General features: G+C 46.3%; 22 protein-coding genes and 2 pseudogenes. 18 read left to right on the top strand and 6 right to left on the bottom strand.

Annotated features, from left to right (window positions below):
* Nucleotides 1-1,188, bottom strand: a complete 1,188-nt coding sequence (locus tag AOV_RS02245; protein WP_075138960.1) for an NADH-quinone oxidoreductase subunit D — start codon at nt 1,186-1,188, stop codon at nt 1-3.
* A gap of 307 nt (nt 1,189-1,495) precedes the next feature.
* On the opposite strand from AOV_RS02245, the gene AOV_RS02240 reads away from it, so the two are divergent.
* The 8 genes from AOV_RS02240 to AOV_RS02205 all read left to right on the top strand — a co-directional run bounded on the left by AOV_RS02240 (nt 1,496) and on the right by AOV_RS02205 (nt 9,100).
* Complete coding sequence (locus tag AOV_RS02240) at nt 1,496-2,356, top strand: F0F1 ATP synthase subunit gamma (protein WP_075138959.1); 861 nt, start codon at nt 1,496-1,498, stop codon at nt 2,354-2,356.
* A gap of 18 nt (nt 2,357-2,374) precedes the next feature.
* Nucleotides 2,375-2,959 (top strand): GTP cyclohydrolase I, encoded by a 585-nt coding sequence (gene folE / locus AOV_RS02235; RefSeq protein ID WP_233497219.1) that lies wholly within the window; start codon nt 2,375-2,377, stop codon nt 2,957-2,959.
* 9 nt (nt 2,960-2,968) lie between these two features.
* Nucleotides 2,969-4,303 carry a TldD/PmbA family protein gene (locus AOV_RS02230; protein ID WP_075138957.1) on the top strand — a complete coding sequence of 445 codons (1,335 nt, stop codon included), beginning with the start codon at nt 2,969-2,971 and terminating at the stop codon, nt 4,301-4,303.
* Nucleotides 4,304-4,396: 93 nt separating this feature from the next.
* A complete protein-coding gene (locus AOV_RS02225) occupies nt 4,397-5,404 on the top strand; it encodes an NAD(P)/FAD-dependent oxidoreductase (protein WP_410518152.1) in 1,008 nt (335 codons plus the stop codon).
* Between the two features lie 128 nt (nt 5,405-5,532).
* Entirely contained in the window at nt 5,533-6,180 is a 648-nt protein-coding gene (locus tag AOV_RS05360) for an NAD(P)/FAD-dependent oxidoreductase (protein ID WP_410518151.1), read from the top strand.
* A gap of 34 nt (nt 6,181-6,214) precedes the next feature.
* On the top strand, nt 6,215-6,442 hold the full coding sequence (locus AOV_RS02215; RefSeq protein ID WP_075138955.1) for an NAD(P)/FAD-dependent oxidoreductase: 228 nt from the start codon (nt 6,215-6,217) through the stop codon (nt 6,440-6,442).
* A gap of 148 nt (nt 6,443-6,590) precedes the next feature.
* Nucleotides 6,591-8,402, top strand: coding sequence for a hypothetical protein (locus AOV_RS02210; RefSeq protein ID WP_075138954.1), 1,812 nt, complete (start codon nt 6,591-6,593; stop codon nt 8,400-8,402).
* A 131-nt stretch (nt 8,403-8,533) separates the two neighbouring features.
* On the top strand, nt 8,534-9,100 hold the full coding sequence (locus AOV_RS02205) for a hypothetical protein (RefSeq protein ID WP_075138953.1): 567 nt from the start codon (nt 8,534-8,536) through the stop codon (nt 9,098-9,100).
* A 138-nt stretch (nt 9,101-9,238) separates the two neighbouring features.
* On the opposite strand, the gene AOV_RS02200 is transcribed toward AOV_RS02205, so the two are convergent.
* The 4 genes and pseudogenes from AOV_RS02200 to AOV_RS02185 all read right to left on the bottom strand — a co-directional run bounded on the left by AOV_RS02200 (nt 9,239) and on the right by AOV_RS02185 (nt 13,997).
* Nucleotides 9,239-9,433 carry an adenylosuccinate synthetase gene (locus tag AOV_RS02200; RefSeq protein ID WP_075138942.1) on the bottom strand — a complete coding sequence of 65 codons (195 nt, stop codon included), beginning with the start codon at nt 9,431-9,433 and terminating at the stop codon, nt 9,239-9,241.
* Nucleotides 9,433-9,540, bottom strand: a pseudogene (locus tag AOV_RS05395) (16S rRNA (cytosine(1402)-N(4))-methyltransferase RsmH); the annotation flags it as partial. The pseudogene AOV_RS05395 and the gene AOV_RS02200, both read right to left, overlap by 1 nt.
* Nucleotides 9,541-9,631: 91 nt before the next feature.
* Complete coding sequence (locus AOV_RS02190; RefSeq protein WP_075138952.1) at nt 9,632-11,152, bottom strand: hypothetical protein; 1,521 nt, start codon at nt 11,150-11,152, stop codon at nt 9,632-9,634.
* Nucleotides 11,153-11,372: 220 nt separating this feature from the next.
* Nucleotides 11,373-13,997 (bottom strand): hypothetical protein, encoded by a 2,625-nt coding sequence (locus tag AOV_RS02185; protein ID WP_233497235.1) that lies wholly within the window; start codon nt 13,995-13,997, stop codon nt 11,373-11,375.
* 94 nt (nt 13,998-14,091) lie between these two features.
* Here AOV_RS02185 and AOV_RS05265 point away from each other — a divergent pair, with 94 nt between their 5' ends.
* The 10 genes and pseudogenes from AOV_RS05265 (at nt 14,092) to AOV_RS02140 (ending at nt 19,596) form a co-directional block, all read left to right on the top strand.
* On the top strand, nt 14,092-14,541 hold the full coding sequence (locus AOV_RS05265) for a hypothetical protein (protein ID WP_147314696.1): 450 nt from the start codon (nt 14,092-14,094) through the stop codon (nt 14,539-14,541).
* Nucleotides 14,542-14,850: 309 nt separating this feature from the next.
* Nucleotides 14,851-15,204: a hypothetical protein gene (locus tag AOV_RS02180; protein ID WP_117374421.1), complete on the top strand. Its 354-nt coding sequence runs from the start codon at nt 14,851-14,853 to the stop codon at nt 15,202-15,204.
* A gap of 36 nt (nt 15,205-15,240) precedes the next feature.
* Nucleotides 15,241-15,594, top strand: coding sequence for a hypothetical protein (locus AOV_RS02175; protein WP_117374420.1), 354 nt, complete (start codon nt 15,241-15,243; stop codon nt 15,592-15,594).
* A 63-nt stretch (nt 15,595-15,657) separates the two neighbouring features.
* Nucleotides 15,658-15,957 carry a hypothetical protein gene (locus AOV_RS02170; protein ID WP_075138948.1) on the top strand — a complete coding sequence of 100 codons (300 nt, stop codon included), beginning with the start codon at nt 15,658-15,660 and terminating at the stop codon, nt 15,955-15,957.
* A 63-nt stretch (nt 15,958-16,020) separates the two neighbouring features.
* On the top strand, nt 16,021-16,485 hold the full coding sequence (locus AOV_RS02165) for a hypothetical protein (protein WP_075138947.1): 465 nt from the start codon (nt 16,021-16,023) through the stop codon (nt 16,483-16,485).
* A 778-nt stretch (nt 16,486-17,263) separates the two neighbouring features.
* A complete protein-coding gene (locus AOV_RS02160; RefSeq protein ID WP_075138946.1) occupies nt 17,264-17,803 on the top strand; it encodes a 5-formyltetrahydrofolate cyclo-ligase in 540 nt (179 codons plus the stop codon).
* 169 nt (nt 17,804-17,972) lie between these two features.
* Nucleotides 17,973-18,848, top strand: coding sequence for a 16S rRNA (cytosine(1402)-N(4))-methyltransferase RsmH (rsmH, locus tag AOV_RS02155; protein ID WP_075138945.1), 876 nt, complete (start codon nt 17,973-17,975; stop codon nt 18,846-18,848).
* Nucleotides 18,849-18,851: 3 nt separating this feature from the next.
* Entirely contained in the window at nt 18,852-19,163 is a 312-nt protein-coding gene (ftsL, locus tag AOV_RS02150; RefSeq protein WP_075138944.1) for a cell division protein FtsL, read from the top strand.
* A 2-nt stretch (nt 19,164-19,165) separates the two neighbouring features.
* A pseudogene (gene mraW, locus AOV_RS02145) lies at nt 19,166-19,402 on the top strand (16S rRNA (cytosine(1402)-N(4))-methyltransferase); the annotation flags it as partial.
* Nucleotides 19,402-19,596, top strand: coding sequence for an adenylosuccinate synthetase (locus tag AOV_RS02140; protein ID WP_075138942.1), 195 nt, complete (start codon nt 19,402-19,404; stop codon nt 19,594-19,596). The pseudogene mraW and the gene AOV_RS02140, both read left to right, overlap by 1 nt.
* On the opposite strand, the gene obgE is transcribed toward AOV_RS02140, so the two are convergent.
* Complete coding sequence (gene obgE, locus AOV_RS02135) at nt 19,597-20,640, bottom strand: GTPase ObgE (RefSeq protein ID WP_117374419.1); 1,044 nt, start codon at nt 20,638-20,640, stop codon at nt 19,597-19,599. It abuts the gene before it with no gap.
* Nucleotide 20,641: the final 1 nt, after the last annotated feature.

Raw genomic sequence — 20,641 nt, 5'->3', positions numbered from 1 at the left:
CTACCTGTCTATCTCTCCAAATACGATGTCTAGTGAGCCTATGATTGCGGTAAGATCCGCCAACATATGCCCCCTAGCCATTGCATCTATTGCTTGTAAATGGGCAAAACCCGGTGCCCTTATTCTACATCTGTAAGGCTTATTGGTGCCATCTGATACTATATAGACCCCAAACTCGCCCTTAGGCGCCTCCACCGCCACATATGCTTCGCCTTTGGGGACTTTGTACCCCTCAGAAAACAGCTTAAAGTGGTGAATAAGCGCTTCCATAGAGTATTTTAGCTCCTCCCTCCTAGGTGGCGCGATTTTGCGATCGTCGGTCTTCACGGGCCCTTCGGGCACACTGTTAAGACACTGCCTGATAATTGATATAGACTCACGCATTTCGGCCATTCGCACCAGGTACCTATCGTAACAGTCACCATTACTGCCCACGGGTATTTTGAAATCTAAAGTCTCGTATATCTCGTATGGCTGGCTCTTTCTCAGATCCCAAGGTATCCCACATGCCCTTAACATAGGGCCCGAAAACCCCCAATCTAATGCTTGTGCTTTTGAAACTGTGCCTATGTCAACATTGCGCTGCTTCCATATGCTATTTTCGGTCAATAAACCATCTACGTCGTCAAGAAGCTTGGGAAAACTCTCCGTAAACGCGTGTATGTCATCTAGTAGGCCATCAGGCACGTCTGCCGCAATTCCCCCTGGCCTTATGTATGCAGCATGAAACCTGGCTCCAGAGGCTCTCTCATAGAAGGAGAGCATTTTCTCCCGTTCCTCAAACATCCACAAGAGTGGAGTGGTGGCGCCCGTATCGAGTGCTTGGCTGGAGACGTTTAGCAGGTGGTTGAGAATTCTTGTGAGTTCGCAAAAAATAACCCTAATGTATTTTGCCCTTGGCGGAACGGTGCACTGTAGCAACTTCTCTACGCACAAAGAATAGGCGTGCTCTTGTGACATTGGGGAGACATAATCTAGGCGATCAAAATACGGAAGTGCCTGCAGATATGTTTTATACTCTATGAGCTTCTCAGTGCCCCTATGGAGCAAGCCTATGTGCGGATCAATCCTCTCGATCACTTCGCCGCTCATTTCTAAGACCAGACGCATAACTCCATGGGCAGCCGGATGCTGCGGCCCAAAGTTTAAGGTCATCGGCTTGATTTGGCTGCTGCGGGTATCAGACATCGAGAGCAAGCAAAGAACAAGGGCAAGTATCTATCAATCCATGCGGATGTCAAGCCCAAATTCTTCATGTTAAGCGACCCATAAACCGGAGTGCTTGGCTTTTATAGCGTGCATCTCGCCATGCGTAATACAACATGGGTAATTACTGTCTGTAACAAGGCTGCTACTGGCTCAGATACTTAAACTTGTATGAAAGGGATTTGGCCGGAGTTTTCAGGCATTGCACCGTTTTGTTTTGGAATCGCTTTTAGAGCTTGTACGGCAGCCAAAAAACAATATACTTGTGGCGTAACAGTTTGGTGTGTCTATGGCCAATCTCAAAGCTCTTGCGCTGAGGATAAGGAGCGTGAGGTCTATACAAAAGACAACCAAGGTTATGCAGATGATTTCTGCCTCTAAGTTCCGCGTGGCTAGGGAGCGCCTTATTCACGCTCGCGACTACTGCAGCACCATAGCCAAGGAGGATGGCGAGCATCGATACCTTGCGGAAGCTGGTGGGGCATCAGGAGTTCTGCTGCTGGTGTTTTCGTCTGATAAGGGGCTCTGCGGAGGGTTCAACCACTCGGCTGCGAAGTTTCTGCGCGAATACGTTTCATCGATATCTTCCAACGTTGGAGAGAAGGTGAGTTTCCTGTTTATAGGGAAAAAGGCGCACGAGCTGGTTGGCTGCGCGCACGTGCAGGCTTTTGGTGAAGTTGTGGGGGTTATACCTCAGCCGAGGGGCATAGGCTTTCTGGATTTTAAGAATGTGCTGTATGGTCTGGGTGTGGATTTTTCTGCTTACAGCCGGGTAGTTGCGCTTTATAGCAAATTTTACAGTTCTACGCGGCAGGAGCCGGCAGCTGAAGATGTTTTAATAGTTGATAACCCGGAAGAAGGCACTGAGGGCCGTGGCGTAAGCACGGAAGAGGTTATATGCAATTACGATCCCGACCTTTTGTCCGTACGCAAGAAGTTGTATATAAACAGCTTCATGGGTAAGCTATACCTTGCAATGTGCGAAAGCTTGGTGTGCGAGCATTGCTCTCGTATGATTGCTATGGAATCTGCTAACTCTAACACGAAGAGCATGTTGAATCGTCTCTTGTTAGACTACAACCGTTCAAGGCAAGCCGCGATTACCACTGACTTGATAGAGATCGTCAGTGGGTGTGAAGCTTTGGGCTAGCCTGCCATGTATAAGGATTTGGGTCGTAAGCCTTCTGATAAAGACGCCGAAGAGGCGATTGAAGTCCTTATTAGATGGGCTGATGATTCTCCCGGCAGAGAAGGTCTATCTTTAACGGCTGGCAGGGTTTTAAGCGCCTATAAGGAGTCTTTTCAGGGATATGCGCTTGAATCATCGCATGACTTCCGCAATTCTGTATTTGCTAATGAGGGTTATTCCGATATGATACTGCTGCGGGGGGTGAATTTTTCTTCTACTTGCGAGCATCATATGTCTCCGATGACCGGGGTGGTGAATGTTTCATACATTCCGAAGGCCACTGTGATTGGAGTTGGTGCCATAGTCAGGGTGGTAGACATATTTGCTAAGCGTTTGCAGGTACAAGAGCGTATGACTGTCCAAATTGCACAATTTTTAGGTGCTCTCCTAAAACCTGCGGGTGTTGCGGTGCTAATTGAGGCAGAGCACTGGTGTGCAAAATACTCAGGAGGAGAGGCTGCAAATGGTCTTAAATTGCAGACTAGTTGCATGTTAGGTGAATTTCAGAACAATCAGGATATGCGCAGCGAGTTTTTCTGTAGAATAGGGTGTAAGTTTTCTTAGGAGCGTGCTTTGAATACCCGGGAGATTACCGATAAGGTCATTAGAGCTGTCCGGTCTAGGGGTGTAGCGTGGGAGATAGTCGTCTGTGCGGGTGAGTCCACAGCTGTTTCTCAGCGTTTGCTCAAACACGAAGAAACAGTGTACTCTAAAAACTGCCAGATAGGTTTGCGAGTCATAATTGACGGTAAACGGTGTTCCTGCATCTCCTTTAATGACCCAAATAAAATTTCTGACTTGGTGGATGCTGCAATTGCAATAGCATCGTCCATGCCTGAAGATCCGTACATTTCTATTAGTGATGTAAGCGGTGAGTATAGCGAAGACATAAGCGATATGCTGCTGTTCGATGACTCAGTAGTTGAAGTCTCAAGAATTTGCGAAATACTTAATATTATGGAGGATGTGGCGCTTTCTTATGACGGCAAGATAGTAAATTCCGAAGGTGCATCTTTTTCTCATTCGAACAGTGAGATGGTGCTTGCTACTTCCAACGGGTTTATGGGCTCGTACAAGCGGTCTTGCTTTTCCACTTCCGTGTCTGTCGTATCCTCTGATGGCGGAAAGATGGAAGTGGACTATAGCTTTTCTGTGAAAAATCGCTTTGCTGATCTGGAGAAGCCGGAAGTTTTGGGTAAAGACGCAGCCGCTAGAGCGTTCAGGAGGCTTAACGCACGTGAGATGCAAACCTGTAAGGTTCCCGTATTGTTCGAAAATCGAGTGGCATCTGCCTTTTTAAGAAGCTTTGCCGCGGCAATCAATGGCGGTGCAATAGCCGATAAAACATCATTCCTTGTCGATAGCATTGGCAGCAGTATTTTTCGCGGTGATATTCACATTGTTGATGATCCTCTAATGCCTGGGGGGATCTCCACAAGGCCGTTTGATGGGGAAGGTATTTGCAGTCGTAGGAATAACGTAGTTGAGGGTGGAGTCCTAAAAAGTTGGCTGCTGGACATGCGTACTGCAAAACAACTGGGGTTGCATACTACAGGTAGTGCAGTAAGATGCAGTAACGCCTCGATTAGCCCGGGGGTTAGTAACTTCTATATAAAGAGTAGTGGCACCTCTCCTGAGTTGCTGATGTCTGACATCAAAGAGGGCGTGTACATAACCGACCTTTTTGGTTCTGGGGTCAATTTAACAACGGGAGATTACAGCCAAGGCGCTTTTGGCTTTATGATTGAAAATGGCAAAGTGACGCACCCGGTGCATGGCATAACAGTGGCCGGAAATTTGCGAGATATGTTTGCTGGCATGCACGCAGCGAATGACTTGTCGTTTTTGCGATCTGTCAATTCCCCAACTTTGAGGTTTGATGATATGGTAGTTTCCGGGGTGAGTTAATGCCGCACCTTACCCATCTTCGGAAGCGTATTACCCAGTACTTCAGCAATAGTACGTTTGGCAGGTAGGTTTGAGGAGGTGATTGGCGTGAAAATACACGCTACCAGTGACATAGCCGTTGTTGGGGCCGGTCCGGTTGGGCTTTTCACCGTTTTTCAGGCGGGAATGCTTGGGATGAGTACTTGCGTCATCGATGCCTTAGGTGAAGTAGGGGGGCAGTGTGCGGTGTTGTACCCAGAAAAGCCGATTTATGACATACCGGCGTATCCCGTAACCTTAGCTAGGGATTTGGTGAGCAATCTGAAGCGGCAGGCTGACCCATTTAAACCTACCTATTTGTTGAGGCATACCGCTGAACAAGTGCTAGAGGAAGGGGAATATTTTGTTGTTGTAACAGACAAAGAAGTGGGGGTACGCTGCGGAGCGATTATAATTGCTGCCGGTTCCGGGGGGGGTGGCCCTAACCGCCCCCCTTTAGACGGCATTACGGAATATGAAGATAAGTCTATTTTTTATCATGTGAGCGACGTATCAAGATTTCATGGCAAACGAGTAGTAATTGCCGGAGGAGGGGACTCTGCAGCAGATTGGGCAGTGAGCCTATCTGAAGTTGCGGATTCAGTACATGTCATACACCGTAGACATTCATTTCGCTGTGCTCCGAACACTCTACGTAACTTAGAAGGTCTTGCTGAGCGCGGCCAGATCAAGTTATTGGTACCATACCAACTTGCGGGGCTTGAGGGTAATGATGGAATACTGAATGGGGTTATCATTAGGAATATAGTTTCTAAAGAAGAAATCCGCATAGATGCGGATTTTCTGTTACCATTCTTTGGAATTTCAGCAAAACTCGGGCCAATTGCCAACTGGGGCCTTGGAGTTGAGAGTTTTTACATACCGATAGACCAGTCTACATGCAGAACTGCACGCGCAAGGATATACGCTGTGGGGGACGTGGCACACTACCAAGGCAAGTTGAAGCTGATATTGGTAGGGTTTTCTGAATCTGCACTTGCGTGCCACGATATATACAAGGTGCTGTTCCCCGATACTCCACTGAACTTCCAATACTCAACTTCAAAGAAAATGCCTTGTTAGCACTACCACTGCTGCCACGGCAAACGAGTAGTAGTTGCTAGAGGAAGGGGAATATTTTGTTGTTGTAACAGACAAAGAAGTGGGGGTACGCTGCGGAGCGATTATAATTGCTGCCGGTTCCGGGGGGGGTGGCCCTAACCGCCCCCCCTTTAGACGGCATTACGGAATATGAAGATAAGTCTATTTTTTATCATGTGAGCGACGTATCAAGATTTCATGGCAAACGAGTAGTAATTGCCGGAGGAGGGGACTCTGCAGCAGATTGGGCAGTGAGCCTATCTGAAGTTGCGGATTCAGTACATGTCATACACCGTAGACATTCATTTCGCTGTGCTCCGAACACTCTACGTAACTTAGAAGGTCTTGCTGAGCGCGGCCAGATCAAGTTATTGGTACCATACCAACTTGCGGGGCTTGAGGGTAATGATGGAATACTGAATGGGGTTATCATTAGGAATATAGTTTCTAAAGAAGAAATCCGCATAGATGCGGATTTTCTGTTACCATTCTTTGGAATTTCAGCAAAACTCGGGCCAATTGCCAACTGGGGCCTTGGAGTTGAGAGTTTTTACATACCGATAGACCAGTCTACATGCAGAACTGCACGCGCAAGGATATACGCTGTGGGGGACGTGGCACACTACCAAGGCAAGTTGAAGCTGATATTGGTAGGGTTTTCTGAATCTGCACTTGCGTGCCACGATATATACAAGGTACTGTTCCCCGATACTCCACTGAACTTCCAATACTCAACTTCAAAGAAAATGCCTTGTTAGCACTACCACTGCTGCCACGGCAAACGAGTAGTAGTTGCTAGAGGAAGGGGAATATTTTGTTGTTGTAACAGACAAAGAAGTGGGGGTACGCTGCGGAGCGATTATAATTGCTGCCGGTTCCGGGGGGTTTGGCCCTAATCGCCCCCCTTTAGACGGCATTACGGAATATGAAGATAAGTCTATTTTTTATCATGTGAGCGACGTATCAAGATTTCATGGCAAACGAGTAGTAATTGCCGGAGGAGATGTGGCACACCTTTGAAATAATTAAATAATTATTACTTAAGACCAAAGTTAGCATATGTTTTCTTTTTTAAGTATATAGACGCCCGACGGATTTTCCATACCCTAGCGAGTAGCACGATAGTGCCCGCACAATCTGTAAGGAGAAGCGCTATCTCGGCTGGTGTATGCGAGGGATTAATATGGAAGGACAAATAGCAAATTCAAATTCGTTGGTAAACTCTGAAGAGGTAAGACGTGGCAGCCTATCCTCTTCGTGGAGAGAGAAGATATTATGCGCCACTAATGCTTTACTCACGCTATTTGCGGTTTGTGCGGTGATAAGTGCAGCGTGTGTGGGTATTGCTCAATGGCGTGCTCCCGCGGTCATTCGAGGCACAGCCGCGCTTGTGTGCGGTATGGCGCTCGGAATTTCCATGATGGTATTTATGGTATACCGCATGATTGGCTGCTGCGATCCGGTCTTGCTCTTGAAGATAGATTCTTCAGTTGGTGATAGGTCAATATCACGCTTTCGAGATATTTTTTCCCCGAAACGTTGGCAAGGTATGCTCAGAAGTGGTACCAAGCTGACTTTTATGTCTCAGAACTATTCATGGTACGTTATTAAAAAAGGAGTGTTCCCGCACGCGGTGTGTATGGTACCCAACGATGATACAACTGCGGCAATTAGGCTTTCTGGAGGCTATATAACGAATAGGTTTGGTAGCCACCAGCAATTCAAAGATGTCGTGAAAAGAGCCGAAAGTGTGGCGATTGTCTTTCCAAAGCACAAATTTGCGCCTCCAGTTCTGATGTTCAGATTTCATATCGGCACCAGGGCAGACGTACTCAGGGTTATGTCTGGCTGTAGCGCGTTATCAAGCGGTTTTGGGAGTACGTTTTTTGCCAATTACGTGTGCATATATAAACATCTACTTCTTGCTTCTTCTGCAGAGCAGGCAGATAGCCGTTGCTGTAAAATATTGACAGTATCTCAGGACATGCGATCACTTTCTCATAGGGAGATTGTTAATGTGCTCACGGATGTTGCATACAACAAGGGGTTGTTTCTCACTGTATCAAAATTTTGGGATAAAAACTCCAGCCACTGTGGCTCTGATGAAGTAAAGACGCTTAAAGATTTACTAAAGCTGACAGCGAGCACGAGGCTACACAACAAATTAGGTTCGATTGGGGAAAATAACCACTTGAAGGATAATTTGAACCTGCTTGCCTTAATATATGCATTGTTACCCGAAAGAAGCAGATGCTTTGTCGATGGAGCGGTAGATGGGGCCATCCTAAGGGGGCGACTCGGTGATTTTTTGAAAAAGCGTCCAGAGATAAAATATGTTGCAGCATGTATGGATTATACTATTGGTGGCATGTTATGCGAGAGGTTTCAAGATGCTGGATACACCCATAGCAGGTGTTTTCGAATTTTTGGGTTGCTGTTTCACTCTTCTACTACAACCCAGCAGATGGCAAAACTATATGAAGATGATCTAGAAATATGTATGGCGGCGTTTTATGACTTTCCGATGCTCATGCATTGTGCTGCATACTCATTTATGGCGCGGCGGTTTACGGGAGAGACGGGAGTGGATTTGCAAGACGCTGTACGCGCACACAATACTCTCAGGCTAGACCATGAGCGCGATGGCGGAGTGGCAAGAAGAGCCGCTTCTATGCTATACCACATGTGTAATGCGTTGGGGTTTCGGTTTTTAACTCACGATGCATTATCAGCAGTGATTGCAACATCGGTGCTACGCCTTTACGGAGACACACTGGAAAACGCCCGTATGGGGGAAGTTTTGCGTGAATATAATTGCCAAGCAGAGGTTCCGGCATTGTATAACCGGCACCATGCAAGCATGATAGCTGGGCATCAGTACGAAGTTCTTGCAGGGCTCACTTCGTCATCACACAAGTTTCAGATTCAAGAGCAAGCACTCTCTACGGCCAAAACTCCGGACGGCAGCGCTAGTAGGTAGTGTGCATGTCCAGATAAAATTGTAATTATGACACTATATTATGTATACATAATTTATATATCTGATATGTTGTAATAATGCAGCTATATAAACGCTGCGGTATACATCGATATGGGAGTTGTGGAGGATATATGCGTGGGCGATACTATGAGGACATGTATGAGGCGGATTGTTGCATTCCTATGCCAGAGATGCTTCCAATAGTACGCGAAGTCTCACTTGCACTAGGTTGTGTATTTTTTATCGGTATGACAATATCTGCTGCGCTGTTTTACAGTGAGGTTTCTCATGACGTTACCAAGTTATGCATTATAGCTTTTGCCGCCGCTGCAGGGTTATGTGCATTAGTTGCATGCCTCACCACGCTCACTACCATTGTTTCTAGAGCCTGCGATAAGTACTGCTGGCACGAAAATAGTGATTCTTCTTGTAGCAGCATGGAAAGCATTTTTAAATCTGCTTCAGACTCTTCTTCTTTTTTACGATGCCCTTCTTCTCAGGATTCTTCCTTAGAGCAGGCACGTACTCGCACCGTGAATGAGCAAAGCCCACTTGTTGCGGACAATTTCCCAACCGCCACGACCAAGACATGTCAAGCAAAGAAGGAGAGTGAGCGAAAAGTTACAGTGATCAGTACCACACCTGCGGTGAGTCAAGAGCGCTATTCCAGTAGTGAATCAAGTGGCAAAGGGGGATGATAATCTGGAAATCACCTACCCATGAATTGGACGGAAAAGATTTACCCCGCCTACGACGTCTCTGTGGATAGAGTGATTGACATTGCATTTTCTGGAAGGTCACTACGGGAGACAGTCGTACACTACAACAAGAAGTAGTCAGGGATTCATTGATACGATGTGGTTTCTTTCCGGTCCTGTAGACACCAAGCTTACTGGTACTCCAACCAACTCCTCCAGTCTACTGATATATGACATTGCATTTTCTGGAAGGTCACTACGAGAGACAGCTCCCAATGTGCTAGTGCGCCATCCCGGTAAAGTCTCGTATACAGGCTCTAACTTGTTTTGTATATGGGATGCACACGGCTCCTGGGAACTGCAGACCTGATTATTGTTGCTAAATCTCCAGTATTTCTAATCTTGCACTTCCTACGCGCATCCACTATCGCTCTGGCAACAGGGCCCTAAGGGTAGAGTGTGTCCGTGAAGCGGAGCGGTGAGCGATAGTAGCGACAAAAGCCAATAACTCGGGACGTTCTAATTGTTGCATTATCTGAAGCCCCGTAGTGGGTATTTTGTGTAATCCGATAGTGGGGCCTCTATTGTTCGATCGCATGCTTCATCCGGTTCATCAATCTCATAGTATAACTCATAATCTTCTGCGTCAGCATCGTGAGACTCAAATTTCCCGAGTTTTATCCTGATTTTGCAGAGTCGTGCGGTAACTTTCTGCGTTATACCGGTTATGTCGTCCACAAACAGCCCCCTGTACTTCCTACATAGCTTGTCTCGCGCATGCTCGATTATGGCATGCAAATCATCTGGGGAGATACCCTCTTGCTTGGTAAAGTTGTAGATAGCTTGGTAGGCGTAACTATCTGTGGTTTTGGGATTATCACAATCTGCAGTGCGTTTCAGCTGTTTATTGTGATATTTTCTGCAAGTTTCTATGTACCTGTGTATTGCTTTCATCCTTGGTGCCAGGGTCCTATAGGATGCAATATGTGTTTTAAGAAAAGTATTTGTTGCTTGATTTACCCTGTCCGGATAGCACGCGATTATATCTTCTATGCCTAGGCTTATGGCAGATTTATACGCGCTATGGCTTAGGGCCTCATGCAAATTTTCATACTCGCATGTTCTTGCTTTCACAAGCGCGAGAATATCCGACTCCAGCGATTTAAATTGCTCTTCCCCTAGGTAGTCAAGCCTGATAGATGGGTACTTTGTTGTACTTGATGATTCACCCGAAAGTTCCGTTTTAGATTTTGTTATTTCAAAATTAATGCGTGCTAACCTTTCTAGGGATCTATTAATAGCCATGGCCGAGCTCTTTTGTAACACGCTGCCAAAGTTATGCATCAAATACAGGACCTTTTCCTTATTTGCGAGAAAATTCTCCTCAGATAGGTATCTTGTCAATAGTATCTGGAGAAAAGATTGCTTCCTAAGCTTCATCTCAAGAGCTCTTCTGATATAGTCATGGGTGTTGCGAACTCGGCAGAGCGGTATATACTCCTCGTATCTTTTAGACTTGATATCCAAGAGTAGGCTGTTTTTACCCCTCAAACAGGTAAAGTCGGCTTCCACAGAGCTTTTTTTATTATTTCCAGATATGCACACTGTCATTTGAGGAGTGCCAGAGTTGGTGGCATGTTCCCAGCTATGCCCGTAGCTTTGTATATCTATTTCCCTTATGGCGCGGCTCTTCTCACCTTGAATGCTAATTGTAGGCTTGCTTAATTCGGCGACCATTGAATATTGTCCGTCTTCGCCTCGCTCACTTTTGGGAGTTATAGAGATTTTTGTGATTGATGCTTCTGCGAATGTGACAACTCCTCTTTTTGCATTTTCAGTAAAAAAGATTTGTATGTTATCACGGAAAAATTTTCTCTTTTGTTGTATGAGGCATGCTGCGGCCATAAAAGAGATACAAACACATAAAGCGCGTTTCTCATCGCTATGTACTTTCATCATGCTTATGGTGGCCGCTGCTGCAACTGCTGCGAGCAGTAATTCGCGGACCGGTGACGCGCTTTGAGGAGCTCCTCTTTTATCGAGCAAATTCATATTTGTTGCCTATAAGCCATTTAGCTGAGTACACTAATGGCTAATTCTGAATTATGTGTTAAATGACATATCTGATTTTATGTAATTTCATAAGAAGATTACATGAAATCATAATTAATCTATGATTTATCATAATAGAATTTAGCTCTGACCCCCACTACACAATACCAGGAAGTGCCTTTGTTATCACCATGCCCAGCTATGCAGCTGGAGACGCATCTCAAGTAATTGCGCGGGCTACGTCGAGGTGGATGCTACACTCCGGCTGCAATAGGCTCAGTTCCCGCATTGCTGGGGAGACACTAACTACGGATAAAAATCCGGTAAGGGCTGCATCCCCAATCCGTTCAAGCGTTCTACCCGAAAAAGGATAGCTTGTGGTGCAGGAGGCTAATCTGGTACCAGGTAATGAGGATGACGGCGCGTCATCAAGTGTGTGCAATCTGGTGGTAGATACCTTGGCTTCGAGCAATCTTATCACTGCCTGAGCATCTTCGCACGCGGGCCTATTTACCATGTTAGGATTTCGTGTACGTATATCTGCCCAGTGATGTAGTAGTTTCGGAATGATATTTTGTGAGTAGTACTTACCCTCAACTCGTAAGTACACATCCTGCAAGTGCGAGACAAACACTGCGTAAGGAATAGCTTCGCCTCCTTTTGTATGGGTGTGTTTGTCCACTATGTGAACGACACTGTCTGATGCAAGTGCCAACTGATGCGGCGCGTAGTCTGGGCCCAGTATATTGCGTAGTTGCTGTAGTTTTTGGTCGTTCTGCAGAGCAATTTTGTATGCTGTCGTTTCGGTAAAATCACTTAATAGCAGGGTATTAATACGGCATGGGTGTTTTGCTCCGCTTGTCTTACTTAGTGCCTTTATAGCAGAAGCTTCTGCGTCGAGCTGGTACAGTTTTAACGTATGTTCCGCAGTACGCAATAGCTTTTTCCACCTTTCATGCTGTATATCCAAAGCTTTGATCCCTTTGTGCAATCTAGGGCTTGCAACAGTTGCGAGTGCGAGGTAGTGCGCCAATCGTGTTCCGGGCGAGTCTGATGTAGACTCATATATTTGCATAATTTTTTCTATGAAAGAGTATACTTCTTCTCTGTCGGTCATTGCCTGTTTTTTACATATCAGCGCGCAGATAACATGCAAATCTATGACAAATTCTCTGTCGTACTCAGACGCATGCCAGTCATACCTTGGGGTTCCGGTGGGCCCACATCTGCCACAACCCCATACCTCTTGTACCACAAGTTTCCAAAACAGTGCGTGGTATGCAGGATAATCGCCCGAACTGGTGTAAAACCTAATGAGTTCTCCTATATACTTGATGCACAATGCTGTGTCAGAATACACTGCGATACCCAGCGGATCGCGAAGAAAGAAATCGGTAATTGCGCGCATCATGCTCATGTAATTTTGGTTAGCGTACATATCAAGCGCTGCACAAACCGTGAGTGATTGCTGATCTAGATGTGCGAACTCCCTACGCATTATGACATTCATGTGCTTGACCATGGCGTGGATTACAGATTCGGTGTATATGTAGAAGAAGGCCTTTCTGTAACTTTTAAAGGTGGCACTTGTAGCAACCAACTTTATTATGTTTGTCCTGCTGTTTGTGCTAACCCGTGTAGTCAAGAAAAGATCTCTGCTTTTGCCACTATGAGAAATTGAAAACTCGTGTTGCGCACTGGTTAGTAGGCGAGGTACAGCGCCGAAAGCAGGCATTATAAGTTTTAGCGCTATTTGATACTGTGACTTATACTCAAAGCTGCGCTCATCACCCGCGGACATTATGCGAAATTCCAAATTTGATATAGGAATATGCCCGCGCTTGGTGTGAAGATCACCCGTACATAACCACAGGGTGCGGGTCTTAACATCTGAGATTGCGGCCAGGGCGCAAAGATGTGTATTTTTACCGCGGATTAGCAAATAGACGTCCTGGGGTCCGCCTGGGGCAATTTCCGGTGCCAACTGGAAGCCATAAGCCTTGGAAGGCACAGCATCGTATATTCCGAACGCTAGTTCTGCACCTATGTAGGCAACATGTGCGGCGCGCGTCACGGCCTTACTCAGACTTGCTGCCTTTTTCTTGATTCTCTTTAAAGTGGTGGTGGGCTTCGCCGCCGATGGTGTCTCTAAGCCATAAGAAGCCTCAGCTACCCGAGCTTTTTGGTATTGAGCGTCAACTTCTTTCTTTCCCTCATCTACTCCGGTAACTGTGCTACATGCTTCCCAATTTGCAGGACATAGGTCATACACTAGGGTACTATTCCTTTCTGCAGTGTGGGGTTGATTGCTCTTGTAATGAGTAATAACTCCAGTATCGGGATCAGCGTCTAAGGTTGTAACATCAGCATGTGTAGGAAAATATGGTTGTTCAATTACAGATGAACGGCCATAACAAGAAACCCCAGTGAAAGCCCGTTTAGCAGGAGTGCCTGTCGCGTGTGCGACCTTCTTCAACAAACCGTGCTGCACTTTACGTACGCCAGATTGCAACTTCGTCTTTAAATTACCTGTCGTTCCGTGTTTTACAGCACTGGCCACAGCTCTAAATGACAGCGCCGGCTGGTGCGCGTGAGTATTTGATATATGGGGTTTTGATGCACTGATGCCGGGCTGCACGGTGTAACCCGTGGTTGTGGGTAATGATTGTGACTGATCAACCAGTGCCGATTCATGCTCAGGTTCCTTTGCACTGGATTTCATATCGCTCGTTTGTTGTAGAGCGGCAGCGAACAGTTCATCAATACCTAACAGATCGTCTATTTTTGGTTCATTGTGTGTCTGCGAAGCACCATGCTGCTGCGCACTACTTGACAAGAGTTGCACTCCTTCTGGCAAGGGTGGTAAGTGCAGTTGTGCTGATGAACCTACACCCATGTATTTAGGAGATCCGAAACACCTTGGTACCAATGGAGGTTTAGTGCCAGAAGGTAAGTCAGCACTAATCATGGTTACGGGCTGTGTGGCAGGCGTCTGCTTGCTGGTAGATGTTAGCGGACTAGATCGCAGCACCAGTGGAGGTTTAGTGCCAGAAGGTAAGTCAGCACTAATCATGGTTACGGGCTGTGTGGCAGGCGTCTGCTTGCTGGTAGATGTTAGCGGACTAGATCGCAGCACCAGTGGAGGTTTAGTGCCAGAAGGTAAGTCAGCACTAATCATGGTTACGGGCTGTGTGGCAGGTGTCTGCTTGCTGGTAGATGTTAGCGGACTAGATCGCAGCACCAGTGGAGGTGTAGCGTCAAGAGACAGCCCAGTACCGATTTGTTGTGGTGACGGTTGTTGTAGAGCGTTGGTGAACGGGTCGTCAATTCCCAATAGATCGTCTATTTTTGGGTTGCTTGGAACAGTCGGTATGGCGGATTTCTGTTGAGAATCGCCTAGGTGTTTTGGTAATGAACCTACACCCATGTATTTAGGAGATCCGAAACGCCGCGGCGCCAATGGAGGCTTAGTACTGGAAGGTGAGTCAGCACTAATTATGGTTACAGGCTGTGTGGTGGGCGTTTGCTTGTTGGCATCCAGAATGGTTGAACCGAACTGTGGTGACGGTTGTTGTAGAGCGTTGGCGAACGGGTCGTCAATTCCCAATAGATCGTCTATTTTTGGTTTGCTTGGAACAGTCGGTATGGCGGATTTCTGTTGAGAATCGCCCAGGTGTTTTGATAATGAACCTACACCCATGTGTTTTGGCGCTAGTGGAGGTTTTGGTGACGAACCTAGGCCCGCATTCATAATGGGTTTTGAGCGTTGTGGTGCCAATGGAGGCTTTGGTGATGAATCTAAGCCCGCACTCCTAGCAGATTTTGAACGTTGCGGTGCCAATGGAGGCGCTGTATCAAGCGCATTAGTTGTGGTTACAGGCTGTGTGGCAGGCGTCTGCTTGCTGGTAGATGTTAGCGGACTAGATCGCAGCACCAGTGGAGGTTTAGTGCTAGAGGGTGAGCTAGCACCAGCCGTAGATGCAGACTTCGTAGCAGTTACCTGTCTGCTGGCACCCTCAACTGGAGTAGTTGATATGGCGGATTTCTGTTGAGAATCGCCCAGGTGTTTTGATAATGAACCTACACCCATGTGTTTTGGTGCCAATGGAGGCTTTGGTGATGAATCTAAGCCCGCACTCCTAGCAGATTTTGAACGTTGCGGTGCCAATGGAGGCTTTGGTGATGAATCTAAGCCCGCACTCCTAGCAGATTTTGAACGTTGCGGTGCCAATGGAGGCGCTGTATCAAGCGCATTAGTTGTGGTTACAGGCTTTGTGGCAGGCGTCTGCTTCTTGGTAGATGCCAGCGGACCAGATCGCGGCACCAGTGAAGATTTAGTGCTAGAGGGTGGGCTAGCACCAGCCGTAGATGCAGACTTCGTAGCAGTTACCTGTCTGCTGACACCCTCAACTGGAGTAGTTGATATGGCGGATTTCTGTTGAGAACCGCCTAGGTGTTTCGGTGGTAGCGGAGGCTTTGGCAATGGATCCAAGCTCGCGTTCCTAATGGGTTTTGAGCGTTGCGGCGCCAATAGGGGCTTTAGTAATGAATCTAAGCCCGCACTTCTAGTGGATTCTGAGCGTTTTGGTACCAATGGAGATACTGTATCAAGTGCATTAGTTGCAGTTACAGGCTTTGTGGTAGGCATTTGCTTGCTAGTAGATGCCAGCGGACCAGATCGCGGCACCAGTGAAGATTTAGTGCTAGAGGGTGAGCTAGCACCAGCCGTAGATGCAGACTTCGTAGCAGTTACCTGTCTGCTGACACCCTCAACTGGAGTAGTTGATATGGCGGATTTCTGTTGAGAACCGCCTAGGTGTTTCGGTGGTAGCGGAGGCTTTGGCAATGGATCCAAGCTCGCGTTCCTAATGGGTTTTGAGCGTTGCGGCGCCAATAGGGGCTTTAGTAATGAATCTAAGCCCGCACTTCTAGTGGATTCTGAGCGTTTTGGTACCAATGGAGATACTGTATCAAGTGCATTAGTTGCAGTTACAGGCTTTGTGGTAGGCATTTGCTTGCTAGTAGATGCCAGCGGACCAGATCGCGGCACCAGTGAAGGTGTAGTGCTAGAGGGTGAGTCAGCACTAGTTATGGTTACAGGCTGTGTGGTGGGCGTTTGCTTGTTGGCATCCAGAATGGTTGAACCGGACTGTGGTGACGGTGGGGGTGCAATCTCGGCCTTGGTAGTTATAATTACAGGACGTATAATGGGCGTTCTCTTGCCAGTATCTCCAGTTGGGGCAAACGGGCCGAGCTGCAGCGCCAGTGTAGGTGCCGTATCAGACGCACTTGCTGCCGGAAATGGCCTGGTGTTTCCATCATGTAAGTCTTGATGTGGCACGTTTTCCGCTACTGTAGGGCCGTCATGCTCTGTGCCACCCAATGATACTTCTTCAGTAGACAAAATCAGATTCGGATCTTGAGTAGTGTGCATCGGGCCCATGCCCTTTCTTCTTTCTACATAAATGCACATGCAAATGGCGGTGCATACTGCCACTAGAATGTTTACTGCTCCAACTACGGCAAGTCCTTCTGCGGCGAGTTGAGTTGCCGCCACGTAGAATGATGCACTTAGGTAGATAACCAACACAGCGGAGACAACTGCCAGCACAATCTTTGTCTTTTTTGAGTGCGTAGTTGTACGGAGCTGCGTACTACCCCGTGATTGCGATATATCTTCTTGCTCTTCGCTGAAACCTTCATATTGAGCTGGGTTGGTTACGGATGCGATGTCTTCTCCAATCATTTGTTGCTGCCATTTCTAAATATATGTTTTGAGAAATACGTAGCCCAAGCTTGAATCGTATGTGCTGTTGCATAACAGACACATTTGACCTGTCTTTTGTTGATTAAATGGGAAATTTAACTTGCAATTTGCAGCACTAAAACCTGTGTTTACGTATCTCGCTGAGGAAAATATAACACATATTTAAGTAATAAAGATTTTTTTTAAAAAAAGTGCTATTATTACAACACTAACGGGAATTGCCGCGGTACTATTACGATTTTTAATTACAATTAGCCGATGCTTTGGTAATAAGTTTTTGTACAACCGACAAACATGGTTACCATAACTTACGGTTTTTGGTTGTGTGAAAGGACCTCACGTTTATGGAAGAAAAATCGCTCCTGAGGAGCCATTATCGCGACTTACGCAAGAGTATTCCCGATGCACACAGGGCGGCAGAAATGCTAAAAGAGAATTGTATACGCAATGTGAAACTACGTAATGGTGGAACAGTAGCGGGATATATACCCCGTGATGGGGAGATAGATGTGTTACCGCTCATGCAGTTCGCAAAAGGGGAGGGTAATAGCGTGCTCGTACCAGTCGTGCAACAGGGAAGTAAGCTTTTGGCTTTCAAGCGCTGGGATTGTAATGCCTCAGACGAAGAAACTATAATTCCCGAGGTATTGTTTGTGCCACTTGTGGCGTTTGACCAAAACTTGAACAGGCTAGGCTTTGGTGGGGGATATTATGACTATACAATAGCATTCTTTAGGCGTAGTTTTCGATGCTTATGCATAGGAGTTGCGTATGATGCGCAGCTTCACCACAAAATTCCCGTTGCCGAGCATGATCAGAAGCTAGATCTCATAATCACGGAAAGCAACGTATACGGAAACGGCGAAACAGATTATATGTGGTGAGACCCAATACTAACATGCTTTCTCGCTGCTAAGCCGCGGTTCAAGTTACTGGGGGTATCACCTTATGAATATAACTTAAAAGGCCCCGGTAGGCAGTATCCCAAAAAAGATTTGAATAGTGGTGGGCAAACGACGATTATTGTATCGCGAGAACGAACTGTTAGGTGGCATGGTACACAAACCTGTACTGTTGAACGAAGTTGTAGAAGCCTTATCTCCAGAAGATGGAAGAACATATGTTGACGCAACTTTTGGTGGTGGCGGATACAGTAGAAGGATATTAGAAACAGCACGTTGTGCTGTATATGCTATTGACCAGGATGCAGTCGTCAAGCAGTACTTCGACGAGTTATTGCAGAGCTTTCCGGGTAGGCTTAATCTCTCGATTAGCAGATTCAGCAAACTGAGGGAGGTAATGATTTCTTTCGGTATTGATGAAGTAGATGGTGTAGTCTTTGATTTAGGCACATCAGCTATGCAGCTTGCTGATTCTAGCAGGGGGTTTTCATTTATGAACAGTGGCCTCTTGGATATGCGAATGTGCTCTTCTTCTTCAAGAGATGCGGCAATGTTTGTAAACACAGTACCCGAAAAGGAAATGGCAGATATAATTTACCAATATGGAGGGGAGAGGTACTCTAGGAGAGTTGCCAGAGCGATAGTGGATGCGCGTAGGAAGTGCAAGATTAGAAATACTGGAGATTTAGCAACAATAATCAGGTCTGCAGTTCCCAGGAGCCGTGTGCATCCTATAGATCCGGCAACACGAACGTTTCAAGCAATTAGAATATGGGTAAATAACGAACTGGAAGAACTGCAAGCTGGTCTTGAAGCAGCAGCTGAGATTTTAAAGATAGGTGGTAAAGTTTTAGTGACATCTTTTCATTCTCTGGAAGACCGGGTTGTCAAACATAAGTTTAGATCTCTATGCGATATGGGTTTTAGCTTGGTGAATAAAAAGGTAATAACACCAACAGATGAAGAAATAAAAAATAATCCCAGGTCCAGATCGGGTAAGTTAAGAGCCATTGTTAGGGTGGAATAGGCTATGAAAGGCGCATACATACCGTGCTTCTGTGCAGTCTGTGCGTTTACTATAGGAGTGTTTAGGGTAAAATTCTATGTTAGAGACATGCAGAAGTCACTGGTGCAGGTGCAGAAGGAGATAGTCAAAGTGAATGATGAAATAAGTGCATTGAGGGCTGAGTGGACTGCTCTAAATAACCCAGAAAGGCTGACAATGCTTGCCGCAAAGTATCTACGACGTAACAACTACATAGTTCTTTCAAAGCAGATCAAAAAGGGTATACCCTCCTATGAGGACAAGGAGAAGCGTCCTGACCTGCACGTTAAATATTGAACAGTGGCCTCTTGGATATGCGAATGTGCTCTTCTTCTTCAAGAGATGCGGCAATGTTTGTAAACACAGTACCTGAAAAGGAAATGGCAGATATAATTTACCAATATGGAGGGGAGAGGTACTCTAGGAGAGTTGCCAGAGCGATAGTGGATGCGCGTAGGAAGTGCAAGATTAGAAATACTGGAGATTTAGCAACAATAATCAGGTCTGCAGTTCCCAGGAGCCGTGTGCATCCCATATACAAAACAAGTTAGAGCCTGTATACGAGACTTTACCGGGATGGCGCACTAGCACATTGGGAGCTGTCTCTCGTAGTGACCTTCCAGAAAATGCAATGTCATATATCAGTAGACTGGAGGAGTTGGTTGGAGTACCAGTAAGCTTGGTGTCTACAGGACCGGAAAGAAACCACATCGTATCAATGAATCCCTGACTACTTCTTGTTGTAGTGTACGTACAGGAATGGGTCAAATGATGCATCTGATGGCTCTACAACTACCTTCTTTACCTGTGAATGTAAAAAGACAATCAAGGAGTTTAGTTCATCACCAATTGATAGGGTAATCACTTCTTTCTTGATAGAACTCGCCAGAAGTTGCTGCTTCTCCCTAACTTCCCCTTCTGAGAGTAGATCACACTTGTTTAGTATGACCACCTCTTGCTTACAAGCAAGCTCCTCACTATGCAACTTAAGTTCCTGCCTGACTAGCTCATAGGCACCTACTATATCTGGAAGTGAGCAATCTACAAGGTGTAGGAGTATGACGCACCTCTCAATATGCTTGAGAAACTTGTGCCCTAACCCTGCACCAGAACTGGCATTTTCTATAAGACCAGGAATATCTGCCAATACCAGCCCACACCCATTTGCATATGCAACCCCAAGGTGTGGTTCTAGGGTTGTAAAGGGATAGTCAGAAACCTTAGTCTTCGATGCTGTACAACGTGATAATAGACTAGACTTCCCAGCATTGGGCATGCCTATTATCCCAATATCTGAAATTATCTTGAGCTTTAACAGAACACAGTGCTCTTCCCCTAATGTCCCATAGGTGAAATATGTGGGCGCACGATTAGTCGAACTCTTGTACTGGGCGTTGCCAACCCCACCCCTCCCTCCTGTAGCTACTATGCATTGCTGCCCTATGTCGTGTAAATCCGCTATTAGGGTGTTTCCGTTTTCATCGTACAACTGGGTTCCTACTGGCACCTCTACAACACGATTGCGGCCAGCAGCCCCGAATTTTCCTTTGCCAGATCCTGCTTTGCCATTCTCTGCCCTTATGTGTTGGTTATATCTGAAATATAATAGAGTGTTTACAGCACTACTGGCGACGAATATTACCGAGCCGCCGTTTCCTCCGTTTCCACCATCGGGGCCACCAAACTCTACGAATTTTTCCCGCCTGAAACTCACGCATCCATCGCCCCCTTTTCCACCTCTCACATAGATTTTTGCTTCGTCCACAAAACTCATG

Source organism: Anaplasma ovis str. Haibei, assembly GCF_002214625.1.
GTDB classification, from domain to species: domain Bacteria; phylum Pseudomonadota; class Alphaproteobacteria; order Rickettsiales; family Anaplasmataceae; genus Anaplasma; species Anaplasma ovis.
Note: the sequence above shows the minus strand (reverse complement) of the source record. Positions and strands in the feature narration are given on the sequence as shown.

Coding starts and splice junctions, on each gene's coding strand:
- AOV_RS02245 (WP_075138960.1), bottom strand. CDS start 1,188: ATGTCTGATACCCGCAGCAGCCAAATCAAGCCGATGACCTTAAACTTT.
- AOV_RS02240 (WP_075138959.1), top strand. CDS start 1,496: ATGGCCAATCTCAAAGCTCTTGCGCTGAGGATAAGGAGCGTGAGGTCT.
- AOV_RS02210 (WP_075138954.1), top strand. CDS start 6,591: ATGCGAGGGATTAATATGGAAGGACAAATAGCAAATTCAAATTCGTTG.
- AOV_RS02205 (WP_075138953.1), top strand. CDS start 8,534: ATGCGTGGGCGATACTATGAGGACATGTATGAGGCGGATTGTTGCATT.
- AOV_RS02190 (WP_075138952.1), bottom strand. CDS start 11,152: ATGAATTTGCTCGATAAAAGAGGAGCTCCTCAAAGCGCGTCACCGGTC.
- AOV_RS02180 (WP_117374421.1), top strand. CDS start 14,851: ATGTGTTTTGGCGCTAGTGGAGGTTTTGGTGACGAACCTAGGCCCGCA.
- AOV_RS02175 (WP_117374420.1), top strand. CDS start 15,241: ATGTGTTTTGGTGCCAATGGAGGCTTTGGTGATGAATCTAAGCCCGCA.
- AOV_RS02170 (WP_075138948.1), top strand. CDS start 15,658: ATGGGTTTTGAGCGTTGCGGCGCCAATAGGGGCTTTAGTAATGAATCT.
- AOV_RS02165 (WP_075138947.1), top strand. CDS start 16,021: ATGGGTTTTGAGCGTTGCGGCGCCAATAGGGGCTTTAGTAATGAATCT.
- AOV_RS02160 (WP_075138946.1), top strand. CDS start 17,264: ATGGAAGAAAAATCGCTCCTGAGGAGCCATTATCGCGACTTACGCAAG.
- rsmH (WP_075138945.1), top strand. CDS start 17,973: ATGGTACACAAACCTGTACTGTTGAACGAAGTTGTAGAAGCCTTATCT.
- ftsL (WP_075138944.1), top strand. CDS start 18,852: ATGAAAGGCGCATACATACCGTGCTTCTGTGCAGTCTGTGCGTTTACT.
- obgE (WP_117374419.1), bottom strand. CDS start 20,640: ATGAGTTTTGTGGACGAAGCAAAAATCTATGTGAGAGGTGGAAAAGGG.